At 62.2% G+C, this 24047-nt stretch carries 22 protein-coding genes and 3 pseudogenes; 14 read left to right on the forward strand and 11 right to left on the reverse strand.

Annotated elements, in window-relative coordinates; genetic code table 11:
* Positions 1 to 493 precede the first annotated feature (493 nt).
* Both AC1DK4_RS38800 and AC1DK4_RS38805 read right to left on the reverse strand, forming a co-directional pair.
* Positions 494 to 754 (reverse strand): H-NS histone family protein, encoded by a 261-nt coding sequence (locus AC1DK4_RS38800; RefSeq protein WP_441623723.1) that lies wholly within the window; start codon positions 752 to 754, stop codon positions 494 to 496.
* A gap of 195 nt (positions 755 to 949) precedes the next feature.
* Entirely contained in the window at positions 950 to 2011 is a 1062-nt protein-coding gene (locus tag AC1DK4_RS38805; protein WP_441623725.1) for a DNA-binding protein, read from the reverse strand.
* 143 nt (positions 2012 to 2154) lie between these two features.
* Between AC1DK4_RS38805 and AC1DK4_RS38810 the strand changes: the two are divergent.
* Positions 2155 to 3008 (forward strand): annotated as a pseudogene (locus AC1DK4_RS38810) (tyrosine-type recombinase/integrase); the annotation flags it as partial.
* Positions 3009 to 3294: 286 nt separating this feature from the next.
* On the opposite strand, the gene AC1DK4_RS38815 reads toward AC1DK4_RS38810, so the two are convergent.
* The 4 genes from AC1DK4_RS38815 to AC1DK4_RS38830 form a co-directional block, all read right to left on the reverse strand.
* Positions 3295 to 3630: a hypothetical protein gene (locus AC1DK4_RS38815; RefSeq protein WP_441623727.1), complete on the reverse strand. Its 336-nt coding sequence runs from the start codon at positions 3628 to 3630 to the stop codon at positions 3295 to 3297.
* A 498-nt stretch (positions 3631 to 4128) separates the two neighbouring features.
* Positions 4129 to 4446, reverse strand: coding sequence for a hypothetical protein (locus AC1DK4_RS38820; protein ID WP_441623728.1), 318 nt, complete (start codon positions 4444 to 4446; stop codon positions 4129 to 4131).
* Between the two features lie 114 nt (positions 4447 to 4560).
* A complete protein-coding gene (gene mgtA / locus AC1DK4_RS38825; RefSeq protein ID WP_477132191.1) occupies positions 4561 to 7134 on the reverse strand; it encodes a magnesium-translocating P-type ATPase in 2574 nt (857 codons plus the stop codon).
* Positions 7135 to 7367: 233 nt separating this feature from the next.
* On the reverse strand, positions 7368 to 8966 hold the full coding sequence (locus AC1DK4_RS38830) for a SagB/ThcOx family dehydrogenase (RefSeq protein WP_441623732.1): 1599 nt from the start codon (positions 8964 to 8966) through the stop codon (positions 7368 to 7370).
* A 231-nt stretch (positions 8967 to 9197) separates the two neighbouring features.
* Between AC1DK4_RS38830 and AC1DK4_RS38835 the strand changes: the two genes are divergently transcribed.
* Both AC1DK4_RS38835 and AC1DK4_RS38840 read left to right on the forward strand, forming a co-directional pair.
* Positions 9198 to 9344, forward strand: coding sequence for a hypothetical protein (locus AC1DK4_RS38835; protein WP_441623734.1), 147 nt, complete (start codon positions 9198 to 9200; stop codon positions 9342 to 9344).
* Positions 9345 to 9374: 30 nt separating this feature from the next.
* Positions 9375 to 9678 (forward strand): annotated as a pseudogene (locus AC1DK4_RS38840) (tyrosine-type recombinase/integrase); the annotation flags it as partial.
* A gap of 216 nt (positions 9679 to 9894) precedes the next feature.
* Here the strand turns inward: AC1DK4_RS38840 and AC1DK4_RS38845 are convergent.
* Complete coding sequence (locus tag AC1DK4_RS38845) at positions 9895 to 10182, reverse strand: hypothetical protein (RefSeq protein ID WP_477132193.1); 288 nt, start codon at positions 10180 to 10182, stop codon at positions 9895 to 9897.
* Between AC1DK4_RS38845 and AC1DK4_RS38850 the strand changes: the two are divergent.
* Together AC1DK4_RS38850 and AC1DK4_RS38855 are read left to right on the forward strand one after the other, a co-directional pair.
* Positions 10168 to 10350, forward strand: a pseudogene (locus AC1DK4_RS38850) (tyrosine-type recombinase/integrase); the annotation flags it as partial. The gene AC1DK4_RS38845 and the pseudogene AC1DK4_RS38850 overlap by 15 nt on opposite strands.
* Before the next feature lie 121 nt (positions 10351 to 10471).
* Positions 10472 to 10945: a ProQ/FinO family protein gene (locus AC1DK4_RS38855; RefSeq protein ID WP_441623737.1), complete on the forward strand. Its 474-nt coding sequence runs from the start codon at positions 10472 to 10474 to the stop codon at positions 10943 to 10945.
* Between the two features lie 923 nt (positions 10946 to 11868).
* On the opposite strand, the gene AC1DK4_RS38860 is transcribed toward AC1DK4_RS38855, so the two are convergent.
* The 3 genes from AC1DK4_RS38860 to AC1DK4_RS38870 form a co-directional block, all read right to left on the reverse strand.
* Positions 11869 to 12174 carry a helix-turn-helix domain-containing protein gene (locus tag AC1DK4_RS38860; protein WP_441623738.1) on the reverse strand — a complete coding sequence of 102 codons (306 nt, stop codon included), beginning with the start codon at positions 12172 to 12174 and terminating at the stop codon, positions 11869 to 11871.
* Positions 12167 to 12544, reverse strand: a complete 378-nt coding sequence (locus AC1DK4_RS38865) for a type II toxin-antitoxin system RelE/ParE family toxin (RefSeq protein ID WP_441623740.1) — start codon at positions 12542 to 12544, stop codon at positions 12167 to 12169. Before AC1DK4_RS38865 ends, AC1DK4_RS38860 begins: the two co-directional genes overlap by 8 nt.
* A gap of 79 nt (positions 12545 to 12623) precedes the next feature.
* A complete protein-coding gene (locus AC1DK4_RS38870; protein ID WP_441623742.1) occupies positions 12624 to 12968 on the reverse strand; it encodes a tyrosine-type recombinase/integrase in 345 nt (114 codons plus the stop codon).
* A gap of 351 nt (positions 12969 to 13319) precedes the next feature.
* Here AC1DK4_RS38870 and AC1DK4_RS38875 point away from each other — a divergent pair, with 351 nt between their 5' ends.
* The 5 genes from AC1DK4_RS38875 to AC1DK4_RS38895 are packed head-to-tail and all read left to right on the forward strand — an operon-like array spanning position 13320 to position 18181.
* A complete protein-coding gene (locus AC1DK4_RS38875; protein WP_441623743.1) occupies positions 13320 to 14033 on the forward strand; it encodes a GntR family transcriptional regulator in 714 nt (237 codons plus the stop codon).
* Between the two features lie 39 nt (positions 14034 to 14072).
* Positions 14073 to 15068, forward strand: coding sequence for a Bug family tripartite tricarboxylate transporter substrate binding protein (locus AC1DK4_RS38880; RefSeq protein ID WP_441623745.1), 996 nt, complete (start codon positions 14073 to 14075; stop codon positions 15066 to 15068).
* A gap of 21 nt (positions 15069 to 15089) precedes the next feature.
* Entirely contained in the window at positions 15090 to 16313 is a 1224-nt protein-coding gene (locus tag AC1DK4_RS38885) for a CaiB/BaiF CoA transferase family protein (protein WP_441623747.1), read from the forward strand.
* Positions 16314 to 16368: 55 nt separating this feature from the next.
* On the forward strand, positions 16369 to 16590 hold the full coding sequence (locus AC1DK4_RS38890; protein ID WP_441623749.1) for a biotin/lipoyl-binding carrier protein: 222 nt from the start codon (positions 16369 to 16371) through the stop codon (positions 16588 to 16590).
* A gap of 10 nt (positions 16591 to 16600) precedes the next feature.
* Complete coding sequence (locus AC1DK4_RS38895; RefSeq protein ID WP_441623750.1) at positions 16601 to 18181, forward strand: acyl-CoA carboxylase subunit beta; 1581 nt, start codon at positions 16601 to 16603, stop codon at positions 18179 to 18181.
* 36 nt (positions 18182 to 18217) lie between these two features.
* On the opposite strand, the gene AC1DK4_RS38900 is transcribed toward AC1DK4_RS38895, so the two are convergent.
* Positions 18218 to 18682, reverse strand: coding sequence for a MarR family winged helix-turn-helix transcriptional regulator (locus AC1DK4_RS38900; protein WP_441623752.1), 465 nt, complete (start codon positions 18680 to 18682; stop codon positions 18218 to 18220).
* A gap of 52 nt (positions 18683 to 18734) precedes the next feature.
* Here AC1DK4_RS38900 and AC1DK4_RS38905 point away from each other — a divergent pair, with 52 nt between their 5' ends.
* The 4 genes from AC1DK4_RS38905 (at position 18735) to AC1DK4_RS38920 (ending at position 23779) form a co-directional block, all read left to right on the forward strand.
* The gene (locus tag AC1DK4_RS38905; RefSeq protein WP_441623754.1) at positions 18735 to 19772 is read left to right on the forward strand and encodes an FAS1-like dehydratase domain-containing protein; all 1038 of its coding nucleotides are present in this window, start codon (positions 18735 to 18737) and stop codon (positions 19770 to 19772) included.
* A 131-nt stretch (positions 19773 to 19903) separates the two neighbouring features.
* Positions 19904 to 20863, forward strand: a complete 960-nt coding sequence (locus AC1DK4_RS38910) for a Bug family tripartite tricarboxylate transporter substrate binding protein (protein WP_441623755.1) — start codon at positions 19904 to 19906, stop codon at positions 20861 to 20863.
* Between the two features lie 20 nt (positions 20864 to 20883).
* Positions 20884 to 22416, forward strand: coding sequence for an acyl-CoA carboxylase subunit beta (locus AC1DK4_RS38915; protein WP_441623757.1), 1533 nt, complete (start codon positions 20884 to 20886; stop codon positions 22414 to 22416).
* Positions 22417 to 22429: 13 nt separating this feature from the next.
* Entirely contained in the window at positions 22430 to 23779 is a 1350-nt protein-coding gene (locus AC1DK4_RS38920; RefSeq protein ID WP_477132192.1) for an acetyl-CoA carboxylase biotin carboxylase subunit, read from the forward strand.
* Positions 23780 to 24047: the final 268 nt, after the last annotated feature.

Here is a 24047-nt window from a genome sequence, read left to right on the forward strand (position 1 = left end):
GAGTACATCGATCCGACGCTTGCCTTTTCCTTGCGCGCACGCTTGCCTTTTCCTTGCGCGCCTGCGTGGCCGCGTGGGGCTGACGCTCGGCGTCCCGCTCGCCGATGGGCGGCCCAGCGTGTCGCGTGATAGCAAAGACTCCGGTGTTGCTCTGTTGGTTTTCGCCTGGCAGGTTCAGGACGGCACGCGCCGGGTTTTGACTTCGTGGTTCGCACTCGAAAGAGATCTCTCCCAAGCCCCGCCTACGTTAGCGGGCGACTCAAACCCAACGCCGTTGAGCCGGTCACGTGGGCGAACAGCGCAGTGATTGTCCTGCGTTCGTCGCCGATTCCGCGGGCGTCCATGGCCGCCTGCTCGCCAGATGGCGCGGGGTGTAGAAAACGGGAACGGGCATGGTCGGCGCCGCCGCGGCTGGGGCACGGGCCGGCGCGACCACCGCGTGAGTGCCAGATTTCGCGCGGAAAGATGCCCCCGGCGCTGCGACGGTGGTCGGCTATGGCTTCGTCGCGGTTATCCGGAAATGCTCCACGCTCTGCCCGGCGTTGACCGCCCGCTGCAGCCAGTCCGGCATGGCGCCGTGGCCATCCCAGCCCTGTCCGTGCGCGTTGCGATAGCGCACCGCGCCGGGCAACGTCGCCAGTGGCGGCTCCGTAAAACAGCCGGCCGCCTGCAGCTGGGCCAGGGTGAGGCCGTGCTGGGCCATCTGGATGCGGATCCAGGTAATCGCTTCGGCGCGCTCGATTTCGATCGACATAATGTTGGTGAACAGATCTAGGGGGGCGAGCGATCCGGCGTGGCGCCACCGGGAAGGCGTGTCCCGCTCTCTTTGCTTAAATTTTAATCAAATCCGTTGACGCCGTCGGCACTCGGCCCCCGCGCGGCTTGTCCACAGGCTTGTCCCCCTTGCGCGGTGGATAAATGCCATCCGACCCCTTTCGGCGCCCCACCCTCAAGCCGGCCCCGGCCTGAACTTGGTTTTGATCGCCGGCGCCCGACGTCGGGCCGGCGCCAGATGGCGCGCCGCAACGGCCTCCGCCTGGGCGCGCTCGGCCCGCCGCAGCGCCGCGTCCAGTTCGGCCCGCAGCGCGTCTTGTGCCGCCTGCCCTTGTCCGAGCGCGTGCTGGGCCTGCGCCAGTTGCCGGTCGAGCGTGTCGCGCTCGGCCTGCAAGCGCGCCCGCGCCTCGGCACCGGCCACGGCGGCGGCTTGCGCCCTCGCCTGCCCGGCCGCCAAGTCGGTGCGCAGGTCCGCCGCCGCCTGCTCGCCCTTCTGGCGCAGCGTGCGTTCCTGGTCGATCTCGCGCAGCGCGCGGCGTTCGGTGGCGCTGGCCCGCTCCTGGGCGACGGCAACCTGCTCGCGGGTGTGCTCCAGCTCGGTCGAGAATTGGGTACGTAGCGCCTGCAGTTGCCGCTCCAGCGCTGCGAGCTGACGCGTGCCTTCCTCCTGACGCGCCTGGGCGGCCGCGAGGGCCTGGCGCGCGGCCTCCAGTTCGCCCTGGAGCGCCGCGCGCGCCTGCTGGGCGGCATCGAAGTCGGCCTGGACGGCGGCGGTCTCCTGCTCGGCCACCACCACCGCGGCGCGCGCGTGGTCGCGCTGGGCCTCGGCTTCGCTGGCCTGCAGCCGTGCCTCGGCCCGCAAGGCGGCCAGCTCGCCGGTGGCCGCCTCGTTGGCGGCCTGCCAGATCGATTGCACGGCATGGGCGGCGATCGCCTTGAGCGCGTCCGGCAGCCCGGGGTGGTCAATGGTCACGCGCATCTTGTCGCGCAGGTCGGTCCAGAACTGCGCCAGCACCTCGGTCGGCGTGCCCATGCTGCCCTTGCGCACCAGTTGATAGAGCTTGTTGGCGGTGGGGGTGATGCCGTAGCGGAAAAAGAGCAGTCCGCAGACCTCGCGGTAGAGCGCGCGGGTCTCGGGGAATTGGGTGCGCAGGGCGGCCACCTCGGCGGCGAGGGTGGCCTCGGCAGCGGCGTCGACCGGCGGGCGAGCGGGACTATCGGGAGGGCTGGCGGTCACGGCTAGGCGAAAACCCCGTAGGAATTTCACAAATATTACTACGTAATACGTTTCATATATAACTTTTTGTATCTTAAGTTAGACATAACGACGCTTCTGTCTAGAGTTATGGCCGCATCCACTCAGTGACAACCGCCTCATCCATGGAAGCCCCCTCGCCGCCCTGCTGGCCACCTTCACCGAGCGCCTGCGCCTGCCCGCCGCGCGCTATCTCGCAGATTTCGGCCACCGACGATCTGGCCGCCGTCACCGCCTGGCTGGCGCGCTATACCGACACCCCCCGCCACCCGGCGGACCGATCGGCGCGAGGTCGAGCGCTTGCTGCTGTGGGCCGTCCTGCAGCAGGGCAAGCTGCTTTCGTCGCTCACCCATGAGGACGTGCTGCGGTACGAGCGCTTCCTCGGCGATCCGCAACCCGCCTGGCGCTGGGTCATGACGTCGCGCAAGAAGCTCGTGTATGGCGCACCGGACTGGCGGTCGTTTGCCGGCTCGCTCTCCCCGGGCCAGCGCGCGGCATGCGATGGTGATCCTCAATACGCTGTTCACCTAGCTGGTGGACGCTGGCTACCTCGCCGGCAACCCGCTGTCCCTGGCCACGCAGCCGGCGCGACCAGTCCAAGCCGCGGGTCACGCGCTACCTCAGCCACGCGCTGTGGCAGGTGGTCAGGGATACGATCGAGGCGATGCCGGGTGCGAACGGCACCGCCACCGAGCGCGAGCGGCTGCACGCGGCGCGCTGCCGCTGGCTCTTTACGGTGCTGTTGTTRCAGATCGCTTCTATGGCAAGGGCAACAAGACGCGGCTGGTGCCCGCCACGGACGAACTGATCGTGGAACTGGCGCGCTATCGCGACGCGTACGGCCTGCCACCGATGCCGTTGCCGGGCGAGGCGCGCCCCATCGTGCTGCCGATCATCGGCAAGGAAAAGCCCTTGTCGCGCGGCGCGCTGCATCTGGTACTGAAGGAGGTGTTCGGGATGGCCGCCGAGCGCCTGCGCTGGCTATGGACTTTGCGATCACATGCTCGCTCGTCCAGCCGGGTAGGCCTCACATCCGGTTTCTGTTCGTCAGGTCGTGGCTTTGCTCCACGCTTCCTTCAGACCCCACCTCGCGGTGACGCCCTTGCGCTTCGCTAATCCTTCACCACCATCAGGTTGGATAGGGGACTTGCACCCCCGAGCTGTTGGACATGCTCGGTACACATGACAAGCGGCCGGCAAGCGCCAGCCGCACCCTGCATGGCCTGCAAGCCCAGTACGGACACGCTCACGGGTGCCCCGGGGCTCAGACGTGTGTCTCCGTCATCTTTTTGCCGACAAGATCGCCCAATTGCGCTTGGGTAACCCAATTGCGCATGGCCCCTTTGTCGGCTTGCAGTGCTTTATGCAGCGCCTCAAACGCCAATTCGATGGAAGCCTCCTGCTGGGCTTTGTCAGCAACGGCGTGCCCGATCGTGTGCCTATGCCAATGACCATCACGCTTGCGGCGAATCCCCGCAATAGCAACTCCCTTCTTGACAAAGGCCTCCACGACATATTCCTCGGCATCCTGACCCAGTTGCTTGCTAAGTAGCGAGCAGACGGCGGCCTGCCATTGTCCGGATTGCTGCGCGTGCGTCATATAGATTCCTCGCTCCCTATCAGAAAAACGTCAGGAGCGATTACCCTGGCGCTGTTGGCCCTTGTTGCCTGACCAACTATACGGCAGCGTCTGCCGCGAGCAAACGCGGAATTTTCTTGGCCCGACGCCGTAAGGCGGCGATTAGATATAAAGGTTGGTCGGGGAAATCTGTGGGTCGTTTTCTTGACGTGACTACGGTTCTTGAACCCGCAGGAGGAAGCGATAGAGCTTCCGAGAAGTGGTATCGAAGGCCTTCCGTTCGGTCTCGCTGATGCGTGGCCAGATGAGCGGTCCGCCCTCGTCATCGATCATTTGCAATAGCAGAGTCTCGATGGTGTTGACGGCGGTGTAAAACCGCGCATAAACGGCGGTTCAAGGTTGAGTAAAAGCATCAACAACACCAGGCGGCCAGTGACCGCCGCCGGGCGTGTCGGATGGTTCAGAAGAGATCGTCTGCGCTCGTCGGCCGCTGCTACCGGCTCCGTGGTCGGTTGCGCATCAACACTTGTTTCCCTTCATGCTCTCGATTTCCATGGCGGCCTTCCATTCCTCATAGGCCTCGATCGGCTCCATGGACTGATTGACGAACGTGGCGGCGCGCTCTGCGGCGGCCTGCGTATCCATGGCGGAGTCGCCCTGGTTGTCGTCCTCCGTGCCGGGTGGCAGCAGCATGTCTTCGAGCATCGCCGCCAGTTCCGATGTGTCCCATGGATCACCCAACTGAGTCTTCTTCTTTATGTAGTGCCGGACTTCCGAGTCTTGTCCGGCGGTCAATGGCAGTCCACGGAAAGTAGGCTCATCGTTGTGATGGATCATGATGTACCTCCGATGATGGTCCCTGTATTTTGAGTGTACGCGCAATACCGCACCACCACCGGAAGCCCCGCAAGGGGCGCCGAACTACTGCTCTTGACCCCGCGGGCTAGCGGACTAAACCAAGGTGGCAGATCTGCGCGGACGCCTCGCCGCCGCTGACCATCGATAGAAGCCCTGCTTGGCCAACTCGACGAGAAACAGGTATGCAACCACCATGGCACCGAGAATGAAATAGAAGCGCACAGGTGGTGGCACAAATCCGAAGTGCGATCCCATTGGTGTAAACGGCAACGCTACCGCGACGGTCACAACCGCTAGCGACGTTGCCGTCAACAGAGGATGGGCATGGCTCTTGAGGGGATTGCCACGAGTGCGGATTACAAAAATCACCAGCACCTGGGTGCATAGCGACTCAATGAACCAGCCGGTCTGAAACTGCCGCTCGTTCGCCTGCAAAACGGCCATCAAGATGTAGAAGGTCAGAAAATCGAAAAGCGAGCTGATCGGGCCGATCACCAGCATGAAGTCGCGGATGAAATTCAAGTCCAGCACATGGGGGGCAACAATTTCCACGGCGTCCACTTCGTCGAGTGGAATTGGGACTTCCGATATGTCGTAGAGTATGTTGTTGAGCAGGATCTGTGTCGGCAGCATCGGTAGGAAAGGCAGGAACAACGAGGCGCCGGCCATGCTGAACATGTTGCCGAAGTTAGAACTGGTCCCCATCATGATGTACTTCATGATATTGCCAAAGGTACGTCGTCCCTCCAGAACGCCCGCGTGGACTACATGCAGGTCATGTTTCAGGAGAATCATATCCGCCGCCTCCTTTGCAACGTCGACGGCCGAGTCCACCGACAAGCCGACATCTGCGGAGTTTAGGGACGGCGCGTCGTTAATGCCATCGCCCAGATAGCCCACGACATGGCCGCGGGCCTTGAGCGCAAGGATCACGCGGTCCTTTTGCGCCGGACTGACTCGGCAGAACAGATTCGCGGTTTCCGCTCGGGCGCGCAGAGCATGGTCATCCATCTGGGCAATCTCCTTGCCAGTCAGGAGCCCCGTGATCGGAATGTTCAACTGGGTGCAGACATGTTGCGTTACCAGGTCGCTATCACCAGTAACGATCTTGATCGCGACGCCGGAGTTCTTGAGCGCGGCCAGGGCGGACGCGGCGCTCTCCTTGGGGGGATCCAGGAAAGCGGCGAACCCGGCCAGGATAAGCTCTTTTTCGTCGCCCACAACGGCATGAGGATGATCAGGCCGCACCTGGCGCCAGGCGATGCCCAGCACCCGCAAACCTTCTTTTTCCAGCGCGCGGTACTGGTTTTGAATGCCGGCCAGGGCAGATTCGTCTATGGGCCGCTGGCATGCGGTATCTTCTGCTTCGTAATGCGTGCAGAGCCCCACGATCTCTTCGGATGCGCCTTTCACCACCAGCCAGCGTGTCTCGCCGTTATCCAGGAGCACCGAGACGCAGCGACGCTCGAAGTCGAACGGTATCTCGTCGATTTTTTTCCAGTTTCCGACTGCAATATGCTGGTGGTCGAGAATGGCTTCGTCAAGCGGGCTCTTCAATCCAGTTTCGAAGAAGCTATTGAGATAGGCCAKTTCCAGTACCCGTTGGCAGGGACGGCCATCCGCATCCACATGCCGTTCCATATGGATCTTCGCTTCGGTCAACGTGCCCGTCTTGTCTGTGCACAAGACATCCATTGAACCCAAGTCCTGAATGGCTGCCAGACGCTTCACGATCATGTGCCGCGCGGCCATGCGCAGCGCACCCCGCGACAAGGTGACCGATACCACCATGGGTAGCAGTTCCGGCGTCAAACCGACAGCCAGGGCCACTGCGAACAGGAAGGACTCTAGCCAGGGCTTGTGAAACAAGGTGTTCACGAGCAGGACAAACATGACCATCAGGATGGTCAGCCGCATGATCAACATGCCGAAGCGGCGGGCACCTAGTTCGAACGACGTCGGTGGTGGCTGGCGCGAAATGCTGTCGGCGATTTCCCCGATAGCAGTGGCGACTCCCGTCTTGATCACAAGTATCCGGGCACTGCCGCTGATCACCGATGTGCCCATGAACACTGCATTAGTCGCCTCCTGAAGTTCCACGGCACCATCGGACAGGACGCCTGGGCGCTTTTCCACCGGGTAAGATTCGCCGGTGAGCAGCGCCTGCTTAACGAAGAAGTCGCATGCTTCCAGCACTCGTCCGTCCGCCGGAATCAAATCCCCTGCTGAAAGCAATACGAGGTCGCCTGGCACCACCTGGGTCAACGGGATCTCCAGCGATTCGCCATCACGCATTACGTTTGCCCGTACGGAAACCGATTGCCGCAGCTTATCCGCTGCCGCGTTGGCCCGGTACTCCTGGACAAAATCCAGAGTGACGCTCAGCAGAACGATAAGGCTGATGATAAGAAAATTTGTGAGCTCCCCGGTAAATGCGGACACCGCGCTGGCGACGAGGAGGATGATGACAAGCGGATTCTTGAAGCGGGTGAAGTACTGCAGCAGCAGCGATTGTCCCCGCCGCTCGCGGAACACGTTTGGTCCGTATTTGGCGAGCCGGGCTTGGGCTTGCGCACCTGACAAGCCCGTGGCGGCTGCGGCGAGGTCCGCCGTCCCGGCCGTGAGCGTATCAAGCCACCAGGGGCGAAGCTTCGGATCTACCTGCATTTCAGTACCCCCCGGTCGGCGCGTCGCGGATTAGCACTAGTTTGCCATTCTGTCATCGCGGTACCTCCAAAGAGAGACGTTAGAGGCTCCACTTGTAGTGGTATAAGTTGTAGCGTTGCTCGCCATTTGTGCAACGCTCCCATAGCGGATACCACCGTGCTCGCTGCCTGGACGGCGGTGCTTTCAGTTTGCCAAGGTGCCTGTCCCACGAATTGGAACGTAGCACTTTCGAATCAAGGCTGAACCTCATACGGTGCAAATGTAGACAAGCGCTGATCGACCACGGCGCCCCCGACGGTAAAGTGATACAGGCTTTGCCAAGCGTGATCCTTGATTCCCAGCATGGCGTGCATTTCATCATCGAAAAAACAGCCAATTCCCGTAGCGCGCGCTCCGGATGCTTCGGCTTCAAGATAGAGCGCCTGGCCAAGGATGCCGCATTCCCAGAAAAGATGGCGATATCGCCATGGTTGCTTCAGGGCGATTTCGAAATTTGCGAGCATTCCCAGCGCAAAGCAGGAATCGGCGGCGATGTCCTGGTGACAACAGATCAACTTTGCCACCGCGCGTAAATCGTAAGGCAGCAGAAAATAGAGCGGCAGATGGACCGGTCCAGTCTTTTGCCACAGCCATTCTGGGCGCATAGCCTGCTTGAGGCTAGGCAGCGCCCCGGAATGTCTCACTAGCACATACAGGCCCGGCTCCAGATCGTCTACGCGGTGCACCAATAGCGCCGGATGCACCGCGACTGGAGACATCAGCGTATTCCACGGTGGCGCATCGCTACGTACCAACAGGCATGCCAGCATGGCGAAAAAAGCCGCGGCGGTGATGCGCGTCGTACCATCGAAACTCACAGCGCTGCGGCGCTGCCGAGCGATTCGGGCAAAGCTCAGATCAAGGGCGGGCGTCGCGGACCACAGTTGCGGCTCCGGATCTAGCGAGCTCGGTTCGCGAGTACGAGACTTGTGCGTGGCGCGATGGATCGAATCGATGTCCGGCCAACTCTCATGTCCCGTGCTTAGTTGATTCGCGTATCCGTACCAGTGCGCCTTATCCAAAGCAGCCTGCAGGCACCCAGGGTCCGGCTGTGCTTCAAGATTCCCGATCCAAAGCAGGGCATCCGGCACCTCTGGTTCGGCCGGTCCAAAATCCTCGCGGCGGTTCAATCCAAGCAATGCGGCCAGCGCGTCATCCGCAGCCGCCTCCACCAGCCGCGTCTGCCAGCCGAGAGCTGCCGCGGCGTAACTCACTGCCGCGATAGCATGGCCGCAGTCATGCTGGCAGTAGCGCCATGCGCGCATTCCGTATTTCCACGCCTCGCGCCAGTGAATCGAGCTGATGCCGACCAGGATACCGCCGCCTGCAAACGCCTCGGTCCATCGAGGATCATCCACTTCAGCGCGATGCTCAAGTACATGGTCGCGGCTCAGGTAATGGTAGACCCCGCCAGCCAAGCCAGGCAGAGCCGGACACAAAAGATAGCCCTCGGTCGGATGCAGATTCCCGCTCGAAGGATTGCAGCGCAGTGACCATCGCTGAGCACCGGAGGATTTGCACGCTGACAGGCCGAGTGAAAGTTCAAACAGGATTGCCACGGTACGAAGACTGAATCTTTGCGCGGGAGGCAGAGTGCCGCAGCGCAGCTCGTTGTAGCGTGCGGCCAATGTGTCCGCGACCAATGGCAGAGCAATCCGCGGTGTGCCTTGAAACGCCCGGAACGGGTCTGGCTGGGTTGCCCAGTCGAGCCCTCCGGGGCCGGGAGCGTAGCGGTTGATACGATGCTTGCTGCGTTCGTGATATTCAAGCAACACCTGCGTTAATCGGCTCATGTGCCTTCAGCCCAGGAATGCTGATTTCGTATTATGGATCCTTCTCGGCCACCTGGCGTCGCGGCGATAAGTGAGCGCATCGAAGTACAGGGAGGGCCATTTCCTCGGCAGTGGGCGCAACTGGCAGGGAGTTGGTCGGGCGCCCACCAGTTGAGTAACCCTTGTTGGGAATCTAGTCGCAAAAGCGTATTCTTAAACTAACAGCAGACCATAAGCAACGACAAGGCACTCATGAAGTACGCCCCCGTACCTCTGGCCCCGAAAAAGCGCTCGACAACATCGAGAAAGCGCCAGAGTGAACAACCAGATGAAGGTCGCAAGACTGAGCAACCCGGTCAATTCGATCCGCAAAACAAGCAGATTGCAGATTTGAGCTAGTTCGCGTCGAAGCAGCCGATCATCGGCAAGGAAAAACCCTTGTCACGCGGCGCGCTGCACCTGGTGCTGAAGGAGGTGTTCGGGATGGCTGCCGAGCGCCTGCGCGCGCGGCCCCGAGTGGGAAAGCCGGGCCGCGGTACTGGCCAGCGCGTCGGCGCACTGGTTGCGCCACACGGCGGGGTCGCATATGACGGACCAGCAGGTCGACCTGCGCTTTGTGCGGGACAATTTCTGGCATGCTTCCATCGCCACGACCAGCGCTTATCTGCATACGGAGGACGATGCGCGCCATGAGGCCACGCAGGAACACCACCGGATTGGGTGGACACGTTAGGGCTAGCCCCCCTGCTGGCCCTTCCTCTTATTTCCGCCGGGGGCAAGAACTTATGGAAAACATCCCGTTTCATGACGCGGAATTTCCAACGAGATTGTGAATTTTCCAACGGCGTACCGCTCAGGTGCGCCGTTTTGCCATGGGCGGCAGGAATGCCTTGAGGCAAGCGGAGATGGATTCCGAACACCTTCGCGCCGGCTCAAATCCTGGCTCAATCTAGCGATGAGCGGCGCGCAATGCGCGAATGAGTTTCTGCACTAGCAGTTCATGTTGCTCCAGCGCCTCTTCAAGCGTGCAGGCTCCGTAGCTCTCGTTTTCTTCCGCCACCTTCCCAACAACACGAGTCACGAACAGCGGTGTGTCCTTAGGTGCTGGCTCGGACACCCCGCGGAAACGGGTAGTGACCACGACGCCGCAGTCTTCCATCAGTGTGCGGCGGAAGATCAGTTCGTTTTCAGCCATCCAGCGCGACCACTCGTCCTGGTCCAACACTGGTTGCGCCATACCGCGGGGTCGCACATGACCGACCAGCAAGTGGACCTGCGGTTTGTGAGGGACAATTTCGGACACGCTTCCATATCGACCACCAGTGCCTACCTGCATACGGAGGACGATGTCCGCCATCAGGCCACACAGGAACGGCACCAGATCGGCTGGACGCGCGAAGGATGACGGGTGCTCGCTCGCCTTGACCAGGACGCCCGGCTTGGCCAATGCCGCGCGGCGGCGTGGGTGGCACGGCGAATTGCGAGGGACTGCTACAATCTCAGCTCGTATTTAATGGCTGGGCGCGATGGGCTTCGAACAACTGGCGGCACTGAAGGAACAACTGGCAAAGCAAGCCAAGGCCGCGCCACCGGCCAAGGCGCGTCGCGCCCCCCCGAAGGCTTCGGCCCGCCCAGCAAAACCCATTAAGCCCGTCGATCCGGTGCTGCAAGCCATCGTGAAATTGCAGAAACGGTTCCCGCAAACCTTTCCGAAGAATCCTGCGCCCAAGGTGCCGCTCAAGATCGGCATCTTTGAGGATCTCGTCCCGCACGTGCAGGAACTTGGCCTGACGGAGTCGGTGTTGCGCGATGCAATCCGCACCTGGTGCCGCGGCACGCGCTACTGGACCTGCCTGGTGGAAGGTGCCGCGCGCTTAGATTTGACGGGGCAGGCAGCGGGACACGTTGCACCGGCCGATGCGACCCGGGCGCAGGGACTGCAAGCACAGCGTGCGGCGCGAGCGTTATCTCGCCCCGCGACCACGCCGAAGCCCAACTGATCTGATCTGTGATGAGGGTGCCGAGCCGTTGGCGCGGGGTTCGTGCGCCGACCAAGCGCCACCACGATAATTGATGACCGCTCGCGGAGCTGCTTGGTTCGATGCAAGGCCGTCGCCGATCAGAGCGTCGGGGCTGGGGTCCGCGTCAGCGGATCTTCTTTGGCCGACTAATGGGTGTCACGTTAGCCGAAGCACGCCCGTAGCCTCGATGAGATGGATCCCCGGGATTCATAAGGCTATGTCTGAATAAACTGTTGAGATCCAGCTCTGCCCAGCCTAAGCGCCAGGCACCCACGGGGCCAAGAGTCGTTGCGCCCGACTTCCGGTTCCAGCCCTTCACTCGTGGGCGACCGGCTTGGGGACGAACCGTGTGACTCATCCGCAAACGGCGCGCATTTGCAGCGTGGCGAAGCAGTTCCAATGCTCATTCGGCGCTTTACGGTAGACGCGCATCACTTCGCTCAAGTTTTCGCATGACATCAGCATGAAATCCGCCGAATTCTAAGCGCCGCGAGCACTGGGCTGATCGCGCCCTTGCGGCGCGGTGTGCGTGCACAGGCCGGTGACCGGAATGCCTGCTGCCTCCAACCGGAACTGCACTAGCAAGCCTGGCGCTACTTCGATGGCTCGACCCAGTACGTGGCCTTTCCTGACGCATTTCCCCCCTGCGTTTGGCCACTCCCCGCGTTATGTCGCAGGGCTTTGCAGGCAGCGACACATGGCAGTTCCGGGCCGTTTGGCGCAAACGGCCCCGATGTGCGTTTTTAGGGGTAGGCAGCTAAGGAATGAAGGGAGGCGGCGCTTCAGATCAATTGGCGAGCACGGCCTCGCAATGCGCCAGGGAGAGGGATGGTGGTGGGTAGGGAGGTAGGGCTTCAATGATGACGGTGGCCTGCCCCGCCGATCATCCCGCTGTCAGCGGCTCAGGCGAGGGCCTCCAGGCCCTTGCGCTCAACCAGGTTCAACAGTTTCAACGACGGGCCACTCGGGTGCTTCTGTCCCTGCTCCCATTTCTGGACGGTCGTCGGGCTGGTGTTCAGGTAGGCCGCGAACACAGCCTGGCTGGCACGCGTGCGCAGCCGCAGCGCCTTGATCTCGTCGGCCGTGTAGTCCCGCACCGGCGGCAGGCACAGCGCGTCGAACTCGCGCATGGTCTGGGCATCGATGAGCCCAACGTCCGCGAAGTCCCGCGCGGTCTCATTCAGGGTCTTCAACAATTTGCTAGCCATGGTTCACCACCTCGATCAGTTTGCCCTGCGCCAGGGCCACGTCCAACTGGGCCTCAGTCCAACCCAGCACCTCGGCGGCCAACCGCTTCAGCGCCTTGAGTTCCTGCGCGTCAATGTTGTCCCGCTCATTCTTGGCGTAACCGTAGAGGAAGACCGCCCGGTCCCCAATCCGGAATGCCAGCAGGGTGCGGGCACCGCCGCGCTTTCCGCGACCCGGCAACCCCACCCGCTTCTTGTACACGTGGCCACCGAGATCCGCCTCCACGAGGCCCTGTGCCATTTCCGCGACTGCCACGCGCAACACAGCATCGGTCACCCCTTCTTTGGCTGCCCACTGTCGAACAGCCGGGTGGTAAAGAGTCGCATGCACGCCCTAGTCTTATTTAGCTAAATATAGCACTGAGTACCATGGATAGAATCCGGCAAGCAACCCGGGGCACGCGGGGATCCTAATCGTCGCGCTCGTCGGCCAACGCCGCCCACAGCACCGCTTCGACATCGGGCTGATCAAGACCGGCACTCTCACCGCCCTCGCCATCCGCCTCACGCCGCCGGCTGACACCCGGATGCGTCGTCGCATGCACCTGCTGCAATTGCCGGATCGCCACGTGGGTATAGATCTGCGTGGTCGACAGCTCCGCATGCCCCAGCATCGCCTGGATGAAGCGCAGGTCCGCCCCGTTCTCCAGCATCTGCGTGGCCGTGATGTGCCGGAACAGGTGACCGTGGAGCAAACCCACACGAAGCAGGATACGGGTCCGTTGGACTTCGGTGCAGGCACCCCCTCGGAACATTCGCGCAGCGCTCCGCTGGCAGGTGGCCCCGTGTTGCCAAACCCCAGTTTAAGGTTGGGTCAGAAATCCTGGCGATTAATTGCATTCTTCTTCGGCAAAAGGTACGCACCGCGGAGCGAGCGCTGTCCACGTCAGTGCGTGGTTGCGCTGGATGCCGTGCGTAACGGTCAAGCTTCGCAAAGGTCCGCCGGAATTAATGATCGGCAACACTTGGCGCCCAACACGTAGAAAGGCTCTTCCCACCGCGCATCCTGCTATGTAACCAAGTTGGATTACAAACTAGATTACAAATTGGTTTACTGTTCCAGAGTGGCGACCTATAGTTGATCCAACATAACGAGGTGAGCACTAATGAGCGTGGCAGCAAGAACCATCCGTAAGCAGGAAGAACCGGGCCAGAAAGCCGACCGAGGCCCGGCAAAGGCAACCTCCCCGATAGACGTCGCGGCGGAGCTGCGCGCGCGCATCGCACGGCACGATCTATTGCCGGGAACGAAACTGGTTGAGCAAGAGCTGGCGCAGGAATTTGGCACGACGCGCCCGCGCATCCGCGAGGCGTTTGCTGCGCTGGAACAGCACGGGCTGGTTGAGAGGATTCCAAACCGGGGGGCGATCGTAACCCGCATCAGCTTCGAACAGATCCTGCAGATCTACTGTGCGCGTGAGGCGCTCGAAGGCATGAGCGTACGGCTCGCCGCGCAACTCGCTCCCCCTGGCGAATGGGACGACCTGATTGAACTGTTCGGCGCCCCGATGGAAACCGCGCTGGACAATGGCGACTTCGACTTCTACCTGGATGGCTACGACCGCTTCCGGCAGCGCGTCGTCAAGAACGCCGGGAATCCCATTATCCAAGGCATGCTGGATTCCATTATGGAGCGCACGCAGGCGGTGATTCGCCGCGCCATCGTGCTGCCTGGCCGAGCCAAGCTGGGCTTGGCCCACCACAGGGCAGTGCTGGCCGCGCTTCGGGAGCGCGACGCAGAGAAAGCTGAGGCGATTCGCCGGCAAAGCCTGCGCGAAGCCGCGGAGTATCTCAGCAAATACCGCAAGTTTATTGTTTGACCACTAGAAGACCATAAAAATGAAAAGGAGACCTGCCCGATGCTGTCGTTCGTCCATCGCGCCGTAGGCGCAGCCGCTCTGGCGCTCGCCGGGCTGGCCCTTTCCCCCGCGCCGGCACATGCGCAAGACAAGTACCCGAGCCGCCCCATCAAGATGTATGTCGGCTTTTCCGCAGGCAGTGCGACGGACATTGTGGCGCGCGTAGTGGCGCAGCACCTCTCGGAGCGACTCGGCCAGTCGATCGTGGTGGAAAACAAGACCGGAGTAGGCGGCAGCTTAGCCGCTGAAGCGGTCGCGCGCGCTGCACCCGATGGCTACACCCTGCTGACAGTTTCCAGTGCCATTGCCGTCAACCCGGCGGTCTACCCCAAGCTTTCGTTCAATATTGAGAAGGACCTCACGCCCATCGTGCTGATTGGCCGCCTGCCAACCGTCCTGTTGGTGAACAACGGCTTTCCCGCCAAATCCCTGGCGGAATTCCTCGCTTATGCGCGTAGCCATCCGAAGAAAGTCAACTATGGCTCGTCCGGCGTAGGAGGCTCCACCCACCTCACCACCGAGTATATGGCGACGCTCACCGGCACGTCGTACACGCACGTGCCGTACCGGGGCAACGCGCAGGCAATTGCCGCGCTACTCGGCGGCGAGATTGATATGGTGACCGATACCATCCTGCTCGCTGCGCCGAACATCCAGGCCAAGCGCGTCCGTGCGCTCGCCATTTCAAGCCAGGCACGTTCCCCACTTGCGCCAGACGTCCCGACATTCGCAGAAGCCGGCCTGCAAGGTTACGACGGCAGCCTGTTCTTCGGCCTTATGGGTCCGAAAGACATGCCGCCGGAGATTGTGGCGCGAGTCAACCGCGAATTCAACGACTTGCTCAAATCCTCCCCGGAGTTACGGCAGCGGCTGCAGTCCGCCGGTGGCCTCGACCTGAGCGGCGGTAGCGTTGCGGGATTCCGCGACATGCTGCACAAGGAGGTGGCGTTGTGGCGCGATGTCGTCAGGACCGCCAACGTAACCGCCCCCCAGTGATGCGCTCCAGAGAGTCCCGACATGCAACGTGATGCAAGCCTCAAGCCCCTCTCCGGCTACACGGTGATTGAACTGGGATCCACCGTCGCCGGCCCATTCTGCGGCAGGCTGCTGGCGGATTTCGGTGCCAGTGTCATCAAGGTAGAAACGCCTGACGGTGATGCCCTGCGCTCGATGGGCAGCCACAAGGACGGCGTTTCGCTTTACGCCCTGTCGATGTTCCGCAACAAGGAACTGATCTCGGTTGACCTGCGCAACGAGGAGGGGCAATCGCTGCTGCGCCAGCTGGTGGACAAGGCAGACTTCGTCATCGAGAACTTCCGGCCCGGCACGCTGGAGCGTTGGGGCCTGTCTTACGAGGCGCTGAGCGCGTCCAATCCCGGCCTCATTATGATCCGCATCAGTGGCTACGGCCAGGATGGCCCGTACAGCCGGCAACCAGGCTACGGCGTCATCGGCGAAGCCCTCAGCGGGCTCCGTTCCATCACGGGCGATCCGGACCGGCCGCCGGCACGCGTGGCCACCTCCCTGTCGGACTACGTCACCGGACTGTATGGCGCTTTCGGCGGCATGCTTGCACTGGAGGCTCGGCACCGCACCGGCAAGGGCCAGATCGTAGACACCGCCTTGGCGGAATGCGCGTTCAGCTTTATGGAACCCCATGTGATGGCCTACGACCAGCTCGGGGTGGTCGCGGAGCGTGCCGGATCGCGCCTGCCAGGCTCCAGCCCTAACAACCTGTACCAGTCAGCCGATGGCTGCTTCATCCACGTGGCAGCATTGGCCGATCCTATCTTCCGCCGCCTGTGCACCGCACTTGGCGCTCCCGGGCTGGCAGACGACCCGCGCTACGTCAGCAACCGGCTGCGCAGCCAGCACAGCGATGAAGTGGATGCCCTGGTGCAGGAATGGGTCGGCGCACGCAGCTATGAGGAAGCTCACCGCCTGCTGGCCGCACACGATATTCCGCACGCGAAGATCTACAACATCGACGATGTCTTCGCCGACCCGCACTTCCGCGCTCGTGAAACCATCACGCGCCGGCCCCATGACCGGCTTGGCATGGTGGCGGTGCCGAACGTGACGCCGCGCCTGTCCGATACGCCAGGCCATGTGGACACGCTGGGCCGCGACACCGGCGCCGACACGGCAGCGGTGCTGCGCCGCATGCTCGGCATGAGCGCGGAATCACTGGCGGGCCTGCACTCACGGGGCGTCATCTTCGACGAGCAGCTGGCCCGTTGATCCCGGAATTCCCAACCTCTGTACTTTCTCTCTGCCGAAAGAAAAGGATGGACTCATGAGTGTCAATGTGAAATCTGAAGTGGTCGGTTCGGTGTGGAAATGCGAATGCGCATCGGGGCAGACCGTGGATGAAGGCGACGTGCTCTTCATCATTGAATCCATGAAGATGGAGATCCCGGTCGAAGCCACGCACGCAGGTAAGGTTTCCGAGGTGCTGGTCAAGGAGGGCGAATCCATCGCCGAGGGACAAATACTTGCCGTGGTCGAACCGGCCTGAGGAGATGGCGATGGACATGAGTCAAACAATTCCCTCGGAAGACCTTCTCGAGCTCGAGCGGCGACGCGAGTTTAGCCTTGCGCTGGGCGGCTCCGAGGCCGTCGAGCGGCATCATGCCGCCGGAAAGCTGACCGTGCGCGAGCGCATCGATGCGCTCGCGGATGCCAACTCGTTCCATGAGGTCGGCCGGCTGACTGGCCAGGGCCACTACGACGAGAACGGCGTGCTGGTCAAGGTCACGCCCGCGCCGTATGTGATGGGCCTGGCAACGGTGGACGGCCGGCCGGTCGCCATCGGCGGCGAGGACTACACCGTCAGGGGCGGCGCAAGCTGGAGCGGCGACCGCAAGAAAGGCGGACAGGGCGGATTCGTGGAGGAACTCGCCCTCCACTACAAGATTCCATTGGTCAATCTCATCGATGGAGTGGGTGGTAGTGTCACCTCCGCGCAGAAGCGCGGCCATACCGTCTTCCCGGGAGTTCATGGCTTTGAAACCTCCGCGGCACTGCTCGGCCAAGTCCCCGTGGTATGTGCCGTGCTGGGAACCGCGGCAGGCGGGCCGGCGGGGCGGGCCATCCTTTCGCACTGGTCGGTCATGGTCAACGGCACCAGCCAGATCTTCGCAGCCGGACCACCGGTGGTGAAGCGCTCGCTCGGCCAAGAAATTTCCAAGGACGAGCTGGGGGGCGCAAAGATTGCCGTCGACCTGGCTGGAGCGGTCGACAACGCCGTCGACAGCGAGGCGGACTGCTTCGAGATGATCCGGCGCTACCTGTCGTACATGCCGCAGAATGTGTGGGAACTCCCGCCTGTCACCGCCTGCGACGATCCCGTCGACCGACGGGACGAGGCACTCGCGACGATCGTGCCGACCGATCGCCGCAAGGCCTATGACATGCGCAAGATCATCCGCATGGTCTTCGACCGCGGCACTCTCTTCGAGATTCAGCCCACTTATGGCAAAGCCGTGATCACGTGCCTGACGCGGCTCAACGGCAAGGTGGTAGGCGTAGTGGCCAGCAACCCCATGGCCTATGGCGGCGCTATCGATGCCAAAGCTGCACGCAAGCAAACGCATTTCATCGAACTCTGCGACACCTTCCATATCCCGCTGGTCTTCCTGGTGGATGTGCCAGGCTTCATGGTGGGCCGCGATGCCGAAGCGCAAGGTACCTTGCGGGAAGGTATGCGCAGCGTCTTCGTGAGTCTTCAGGCCACTGTGCCAATCGCCACGGTTGTGATCCGCAAGTGTTACGGCATGGCCGGCATGGCCGCGACTGACAAGAATGGCTTGGGACTCAAGCTGGCATGGCCGACTGCGGAATGGGGGTCTCTGCCGATCGAAGGTGGTGTGGCTGCGGCATTTCGCCGGGAGATCGCTGATGCGCCGGATCCAGCGGCCAAGGAACGCGAGATCGAGCACCGGCTGCGCCAGCTCGCTTCGCCCTACCGCACCGCGGAAGCCTTTGGCGTGGAAGACATCATCGACCCGCGCGAAACCCGCTACACCCTGAGCCGGTTCATCGATGCGGCGCAAATTGCCTTGAAGACCACGCTTGGGCCGAAGCTGAAACCTGGCGTCCGGCCTTAGCGCAACGATGGCGTGCAGCGCGCGGCCGGAACAGCCTCATCCGTCCTGCCCGCCGTACGCCATCAGCTCCAGTGTGCGGCGTACGATTTCCATTTCGCGGTTGCCAATGCTCTGCGCAATCTCCTGCTCAATCCGATCGATCACGGCATGCATTTGCACAAGGTAGTCCAGTCCAGCGGGCGTGAAGGCGACGATCAACGCGCGCGCATCCGCCTCGTCGACGTGCTTTCTGACCAGGCCCAGTTGCTCAAGCGTGGCCACCACCTGCGAGACGGCCTGCCGCGTGGTACCGGCGCGCTGGGCGATCACGGTACTGCGTGTACCGTCCAGGTCGATGTAGGGCAGCACCATCACGCAGGCATCCGGCACGGCCGGCAGGCCAGAGCCCTCGAGTGACGCCGACACGCGGGCGAGGAAGTTGCGCCGCGCCAGCAGAAGCAATCGGCTCAAGCCACGTTGCCGCGAACGTTGCAACCGTGCGAGTTGCTTGTTACCGATCATCGAATCTCCAGAAACCGATTGACGCGTGCACATGGTAAAGCAGGTTGACAGAATGTCCGCAGAATATTCTCGCCCCGGTACCGCCCTACCGACGCTCGATAAGGGCGCGCTCACATCGAGCCACATCGTCCGCTGGTGCGCCGCCCAGGAAAACTGGGACAAGATCCATTATGACCGGGCCTATGCCCGGGACGTTGCAGACCTTCCCGACACGGTCATCAACGGCGCGCTGAAGCAGCAGTTCCTTGCGCAACTCGCCACAAGCGCTTATGGAGAACACAGCTGGCTGTGGCGGCTTGCCTGCCGCTTCCGTAGTCCCGACCTGGTCGGCCAGCGGCTGCGCGGCGAAGGAAAGGTTCGCGCTGTGGAGCACCAGGCAAGGGTGACTGCGGTGCATCTCGACCTGCACCTGTTCAACGTGGATACTGGAAGCGCGACCACCGAAGGCACTGCCACGGTTCTGCTGCCCGTCAGCAACGCTGACAAACCGCAAACGCTTCCGACGCTTTATATCGAGCCGCGCGAGCCACTGCAAATGGGCATTGCATCGCAAGGCGTCGACGAAAATGTGCCGGCATCGATCCGACGCCACATCGGCACGGAGATCGAGCATATTGTTTCCTTCAACCCAGTGGAAGCCGGCCGCTTGCGCCTATTCGCCGAAGCAGTGATGGGCTTGCCCGCGTATCACCACGATCCCCACGCCGCGCGCAGCAGCGTCCACGGCGGCCTGGTCGCTCCCGCCCTGTTTCCGGTGCACGCGATGTCCTGGCCGGCAGGTGCGCATGAACTCGACACGGAGCCAGGCGCATTGGGACGCGAAGCGGTATGCGAGGTCGGCCGCACGTTTGCCAAACGCTTCAGCCTGGCGCCCCAAGGGTTGCTCAATGGTGGCACCACCGCTTGCATTCACGCTCTGGCGAGGCCGGGTGACATTGTTCAGGCAAGCAGTCGGCTGGCCGGCGTGCGGTGCAGGACAGGCCGTCGCGGAGAGCGCATGCTGGTCTTCGATACAGAGAACCGTTACGAAACGACAGCCGGCCAGCTTCTGGTTCACGAGCGACAGACCATTTTGCATCGGTTGATGTAAAGATCTTTCGCGGCCCGGAGCGTGGTGCCGCAGGACGACACACACGGAGGTAGCACGCTGCATTAGTAAAGTAACTTGACATTATGTGACGCCATTTCTACGCTGGCTTTCACCACCTGGGAGACACCAACATGAGGATGCGATTGTGGGGACTTGCAGCACTGATCGTTGCCAGCCTGGTAACGGGACACGTAGCCGCGCAGGACTGGCCAGCGAAGCCTATTCGTCTTGTCGTGCCATACGCGCCAGGCGGAACCAATGACAGGCTGGCACGCGAGTATGCGGAGTTCCTGCGCAAGAAGCTCGCGCAGGCCGTGGTGGTGGAGAACCGCCCGGGCGCCTCAACCAACATCGGCAGCGAGCTAGTCGCCAAGGCCGAGCCGGACGGCTATACATTCCTGATCGGCATCGACGGCCTGGCTACCAACCGGTTTACCGGCCCCGTTCCGACATTCGACCCACAGAAGGAACTGGCGCCGGTAAGCCTGCTGACCCGCGTGCCGTGCCTGATCGCCGCAAACAACAATTTTGCGGCGTCAAGTATCACGGACATGATCACGCTGGCCCGCGGCAATCCCGAGCGCTACTCGATCTCCAGCGCCTCGCTAGTACTGCAGGTAGGGTTGCTCAACTCAGGCTCGAAGATCCGCCTTAACCATGTTCCTTACAAGGGGGGCGCGCAGGCCTCCGGCGATGCCATAGGTGGGCAGGTGGATATGGTGATTGCCAACGTACCGGTACTGGCCCCATTCGTGCGCGGTAGCAAGCTGCGGCCGCTTGCGGTCAGTTCGGCAACGCGCAGCGCGGCGTTCCCCGATGTGCCGACTCTGAAGGAGAGCGGCATGTCTGACGCGGTTTTCTCGAACTGGTACGGCGTATTCGCTCCCGCTGGAACGCCGGAGCGGATTATCTCGCGCATGGCTGCCCTGTCCCGGCAGTTTGTCGAGGATCCCGCGATCAACAGGCAACTGACCAGCGAGGGCTACCAGCTTGAGGCGTCGACTCCGGCGGAACTGGCCGCACTGCTGGTCACCGAAGGCGCCTCCGCCAGCCGGTTCGTCGCAGCAAACCCGGCACTTTTCAAACGATGAGCAACAGGGGAGACACAGGAATGGCATTCGAATCGCTGATCGACGAACTCTCACAACGCGAGGCGCGCGCCCGGCAGATGGGTGGCCAGGAAAAGCTTGCACACCGCAAAGCCGCAGGCGTCATGAACGCACGCGAGCGCATTGATTACCTGGTGGACGCGGGCAGCTTCCTGGAATCTGGCCTGCTTGCCACATCGTACCGGCCCGAGGTCCGCGACCGATCCCCCGCCGATGGCAAGATCGCTGGTTACGCGCGCCTGGATGGCCGCGACGTCGCCCTGGTTTCGAATGATTTCACGGTGCTTGGCGCGTCGAGCAGCACTGTCAATGGCAACAAGATCGCGCATATGAAATCCATGGCGACCCGGCGCGGCCTGCCAATGGTCTTTCTCGGCGAGTCCACTGGCGCTCGCATGCCCGATACCATGGGCGCACGCGGCATTGGCTCAGGCGACCGTCCAACGCAATACCTGCGCACTCGTGAGACCCCGTGGGCCTCCGCCGTGCTCGGACATTGTTATGGCTCATCAAGCTGGTATGCAGCGTTGGCGGATTTTTCGGTCATGCGCAAGGGCGCCGTCATGGCCGTGTCCAGTGTCAAGCTCACCTCAATGGCGATCGGCGAGGAAGTCGATCCTGAGGCTTTGGGCGGATGGGAGATGCTGACTGGCGTATCGGGCCTTGTGGACATGGCAGCCGATACAGATGAAGAGGCTCTGGATGCGGTCAAACGCTTTCTGTCCTACCTGCCCAGCCACCACAACGAAGCCCCCCCGGTGCACCCGGTGCCCGCAGGCTCTGGCAATGAAGCGCATCGCATCCTCGACATCGTTCCCGAGTCCCGCACTCGGGTCTACGACGTGCGCAAGATCATTCCGCTGATCGTCGACAAGGGCAGCATGTTCGAACTGAAGGCCCGCTACGGCAAGTCGGTGGTGACGGCACTGGCCCGCATCGACGGTCGAAGTGTGGGGGTCATCGCCAATAATCCGATCGCCAAAGGCGGCGCTATCGATGTCGACGCGTGCAACAAGGCAACCAGCTTCATGGTGCTGTGCGATTCGTTCAATATTCCGTTGGTCTTCATGACTGACCAGCCGGGATTCCTGATCGGCATCGAAGGCGAGCGCCGCGGCGCCGTCGGCAGGGTGATGAACTGGATGAATGCCCTCTCGCTGGTCACTGTGCCGAAGATTGCCATCATTATGCGCAAATCGTATGGTCAGGCCGTGCTCAACATGGGCGGCGCCGGTAATGCCGACGAGTTGATTGCCTGGGTATCCGCCGAAGTCAATTTCATGGACCCGCGTTCTGGCGTCACTATCGTGCATGGCGTGAAGCAAGAAGATGACCCCGAACTCTACGCCACCCTCCTGCGCCAGATGGAGAGCGACACCTCCGCCTGGGACATGGGCGCAGCTTACTCGGCGCACATGGTCATTAACCCGGTCGATACGCGCCAAACGCTGTCGCGCTTGCTCGAAGTACACCGGCTGCGGCTCACTGGAGGCGTGGGTCAGCACCTCATGCGCACCTGGCCCACCAGCTACTAAAGGAGACCAATCCATGCGAACCGTACTGATTGCCAACCGGGGGGCCGTGGCTGCCCGCGTGCTGCGCACCCTGCAACGAATGGGGCTGCGCTCGGTCGTAGTCTACTCCGAAGCCGACCGCGATTTTCCTTACGTCCAACAGGCGGATGAAGCTTACTGCATTGGCCCAGGGCCGGCAGTGCAAAGCTATCTAAACGAAGGCGCCCTGTTCGACGTGATGCGCCGCTCGCGCGCCGATGCCGTGCATCCCGGATACGGCTTTCTGTCCGAAAATGCAGGCTTTGCGAGAAGCGTGGAGGCTGCCGGACTGACGTTCATCGGCCCGAGCCCGCACTGGATCGATGCCATGGGCCATAAGACGCGGGCGCGTACGCTGATGGCCGAGCATGGCATGCCAATGTGCCGGTCCTCTGAAGTGGTCGGCGAAGATCCCCGAGATATTGAAGCAGCCGGCGCAGCCGTGGGCTACCCGGTGCTGGTGAAGCCCGCCGGCGGTGGCGGCGGTATCGGCATGGTCGCCGCGCAGGACCCCACCTCGCTGGTCGAGGCGGTGACGCGCGCACGGGCCTTGGCCCAACGCAGCTTCGGCAACGGCGATGTCTATCTCGAGCAACTCTTCGAACGGCCACGGCATATCGAATTCCAGATTCTGGCCGACCGGCACGGGAACGCTCGCCATCTGTTTGAGCGCGATTGCTCGGTGCAGCGCCGTCACCAGAAAGTCATCGAGGAAGCGTGTGCGCCGGCCCTGCCGCCCGGCGAAGCGGACGAGATCGCCAACCGGGTGGCCCGTCTGCTGGGCAAGCTGGGCTACGACGTCATCGGTACGGTCGAGATGCTGCGCGGCAGCGATGGTAGCTACAGTTTTCTTGAGATGAACACCCGCCTGCAAGTTGAGCACGCTGTGACTGAAGCGGTGACCGGCATCGATCTGGTCGAGGCCCAGATCCGCTTGGCCGCCGGGGAGTATCTACGTGATGTCCTGTCCGCGCCGGTTCGGGTAGAGGGCCATGCTATCGAACTGCGCATCTACGCCGAGGATCCGGTGCGCTTCTTCCCCTCGCCAGGCACCCTGCAGGTATTCCATCTGCCGTCGGGCCCGGGAATTCGCGTCGAGACCGGCTATGCGGAAGGCAATACGGTCAGTCCCTACTACGACCCCATGATCGCCAAGATCATCGTCCATGCTTCAGATCGGCAAGCAGCGATCGCGCTGGCACGCGAGGCATTGTCCGCAACCGACATTGTTGGCGTCAAAACCAACTTGCCGTTGCTACAGCGCATGCTGGCTTACGCTCCCTGGCTCRCAGGCGAACTGCACACCGGTCTGATCAACGATCTGCTCGTATCGCAAAAGACTTGATTGTGGCGCTGAGAATGGCATAGTTCGAGCGGAACGCCCAGACCGTGAATGCCTCGCCTTCGCCGGGGCATCGGCGTCAAACTCCAACGAAGCGGCGCCGCCTCAGGGCGTCATCGATTCGTTCTGGCGCCTCCCCGGCACCGCTAGTACAACATCCCGTAAATAGCTTGAATAAATAATCGCCTCGGATATCATGGCGGGATGAGTCGAGGCCGCCATGCAACGCCAGTGAAGTTGGCGAAGAAAGAAAGACAGGAACTGTTATCGC

It is taken from the genome of Cupriavidus sp. 05N38, from assembly GCF_056397345.1.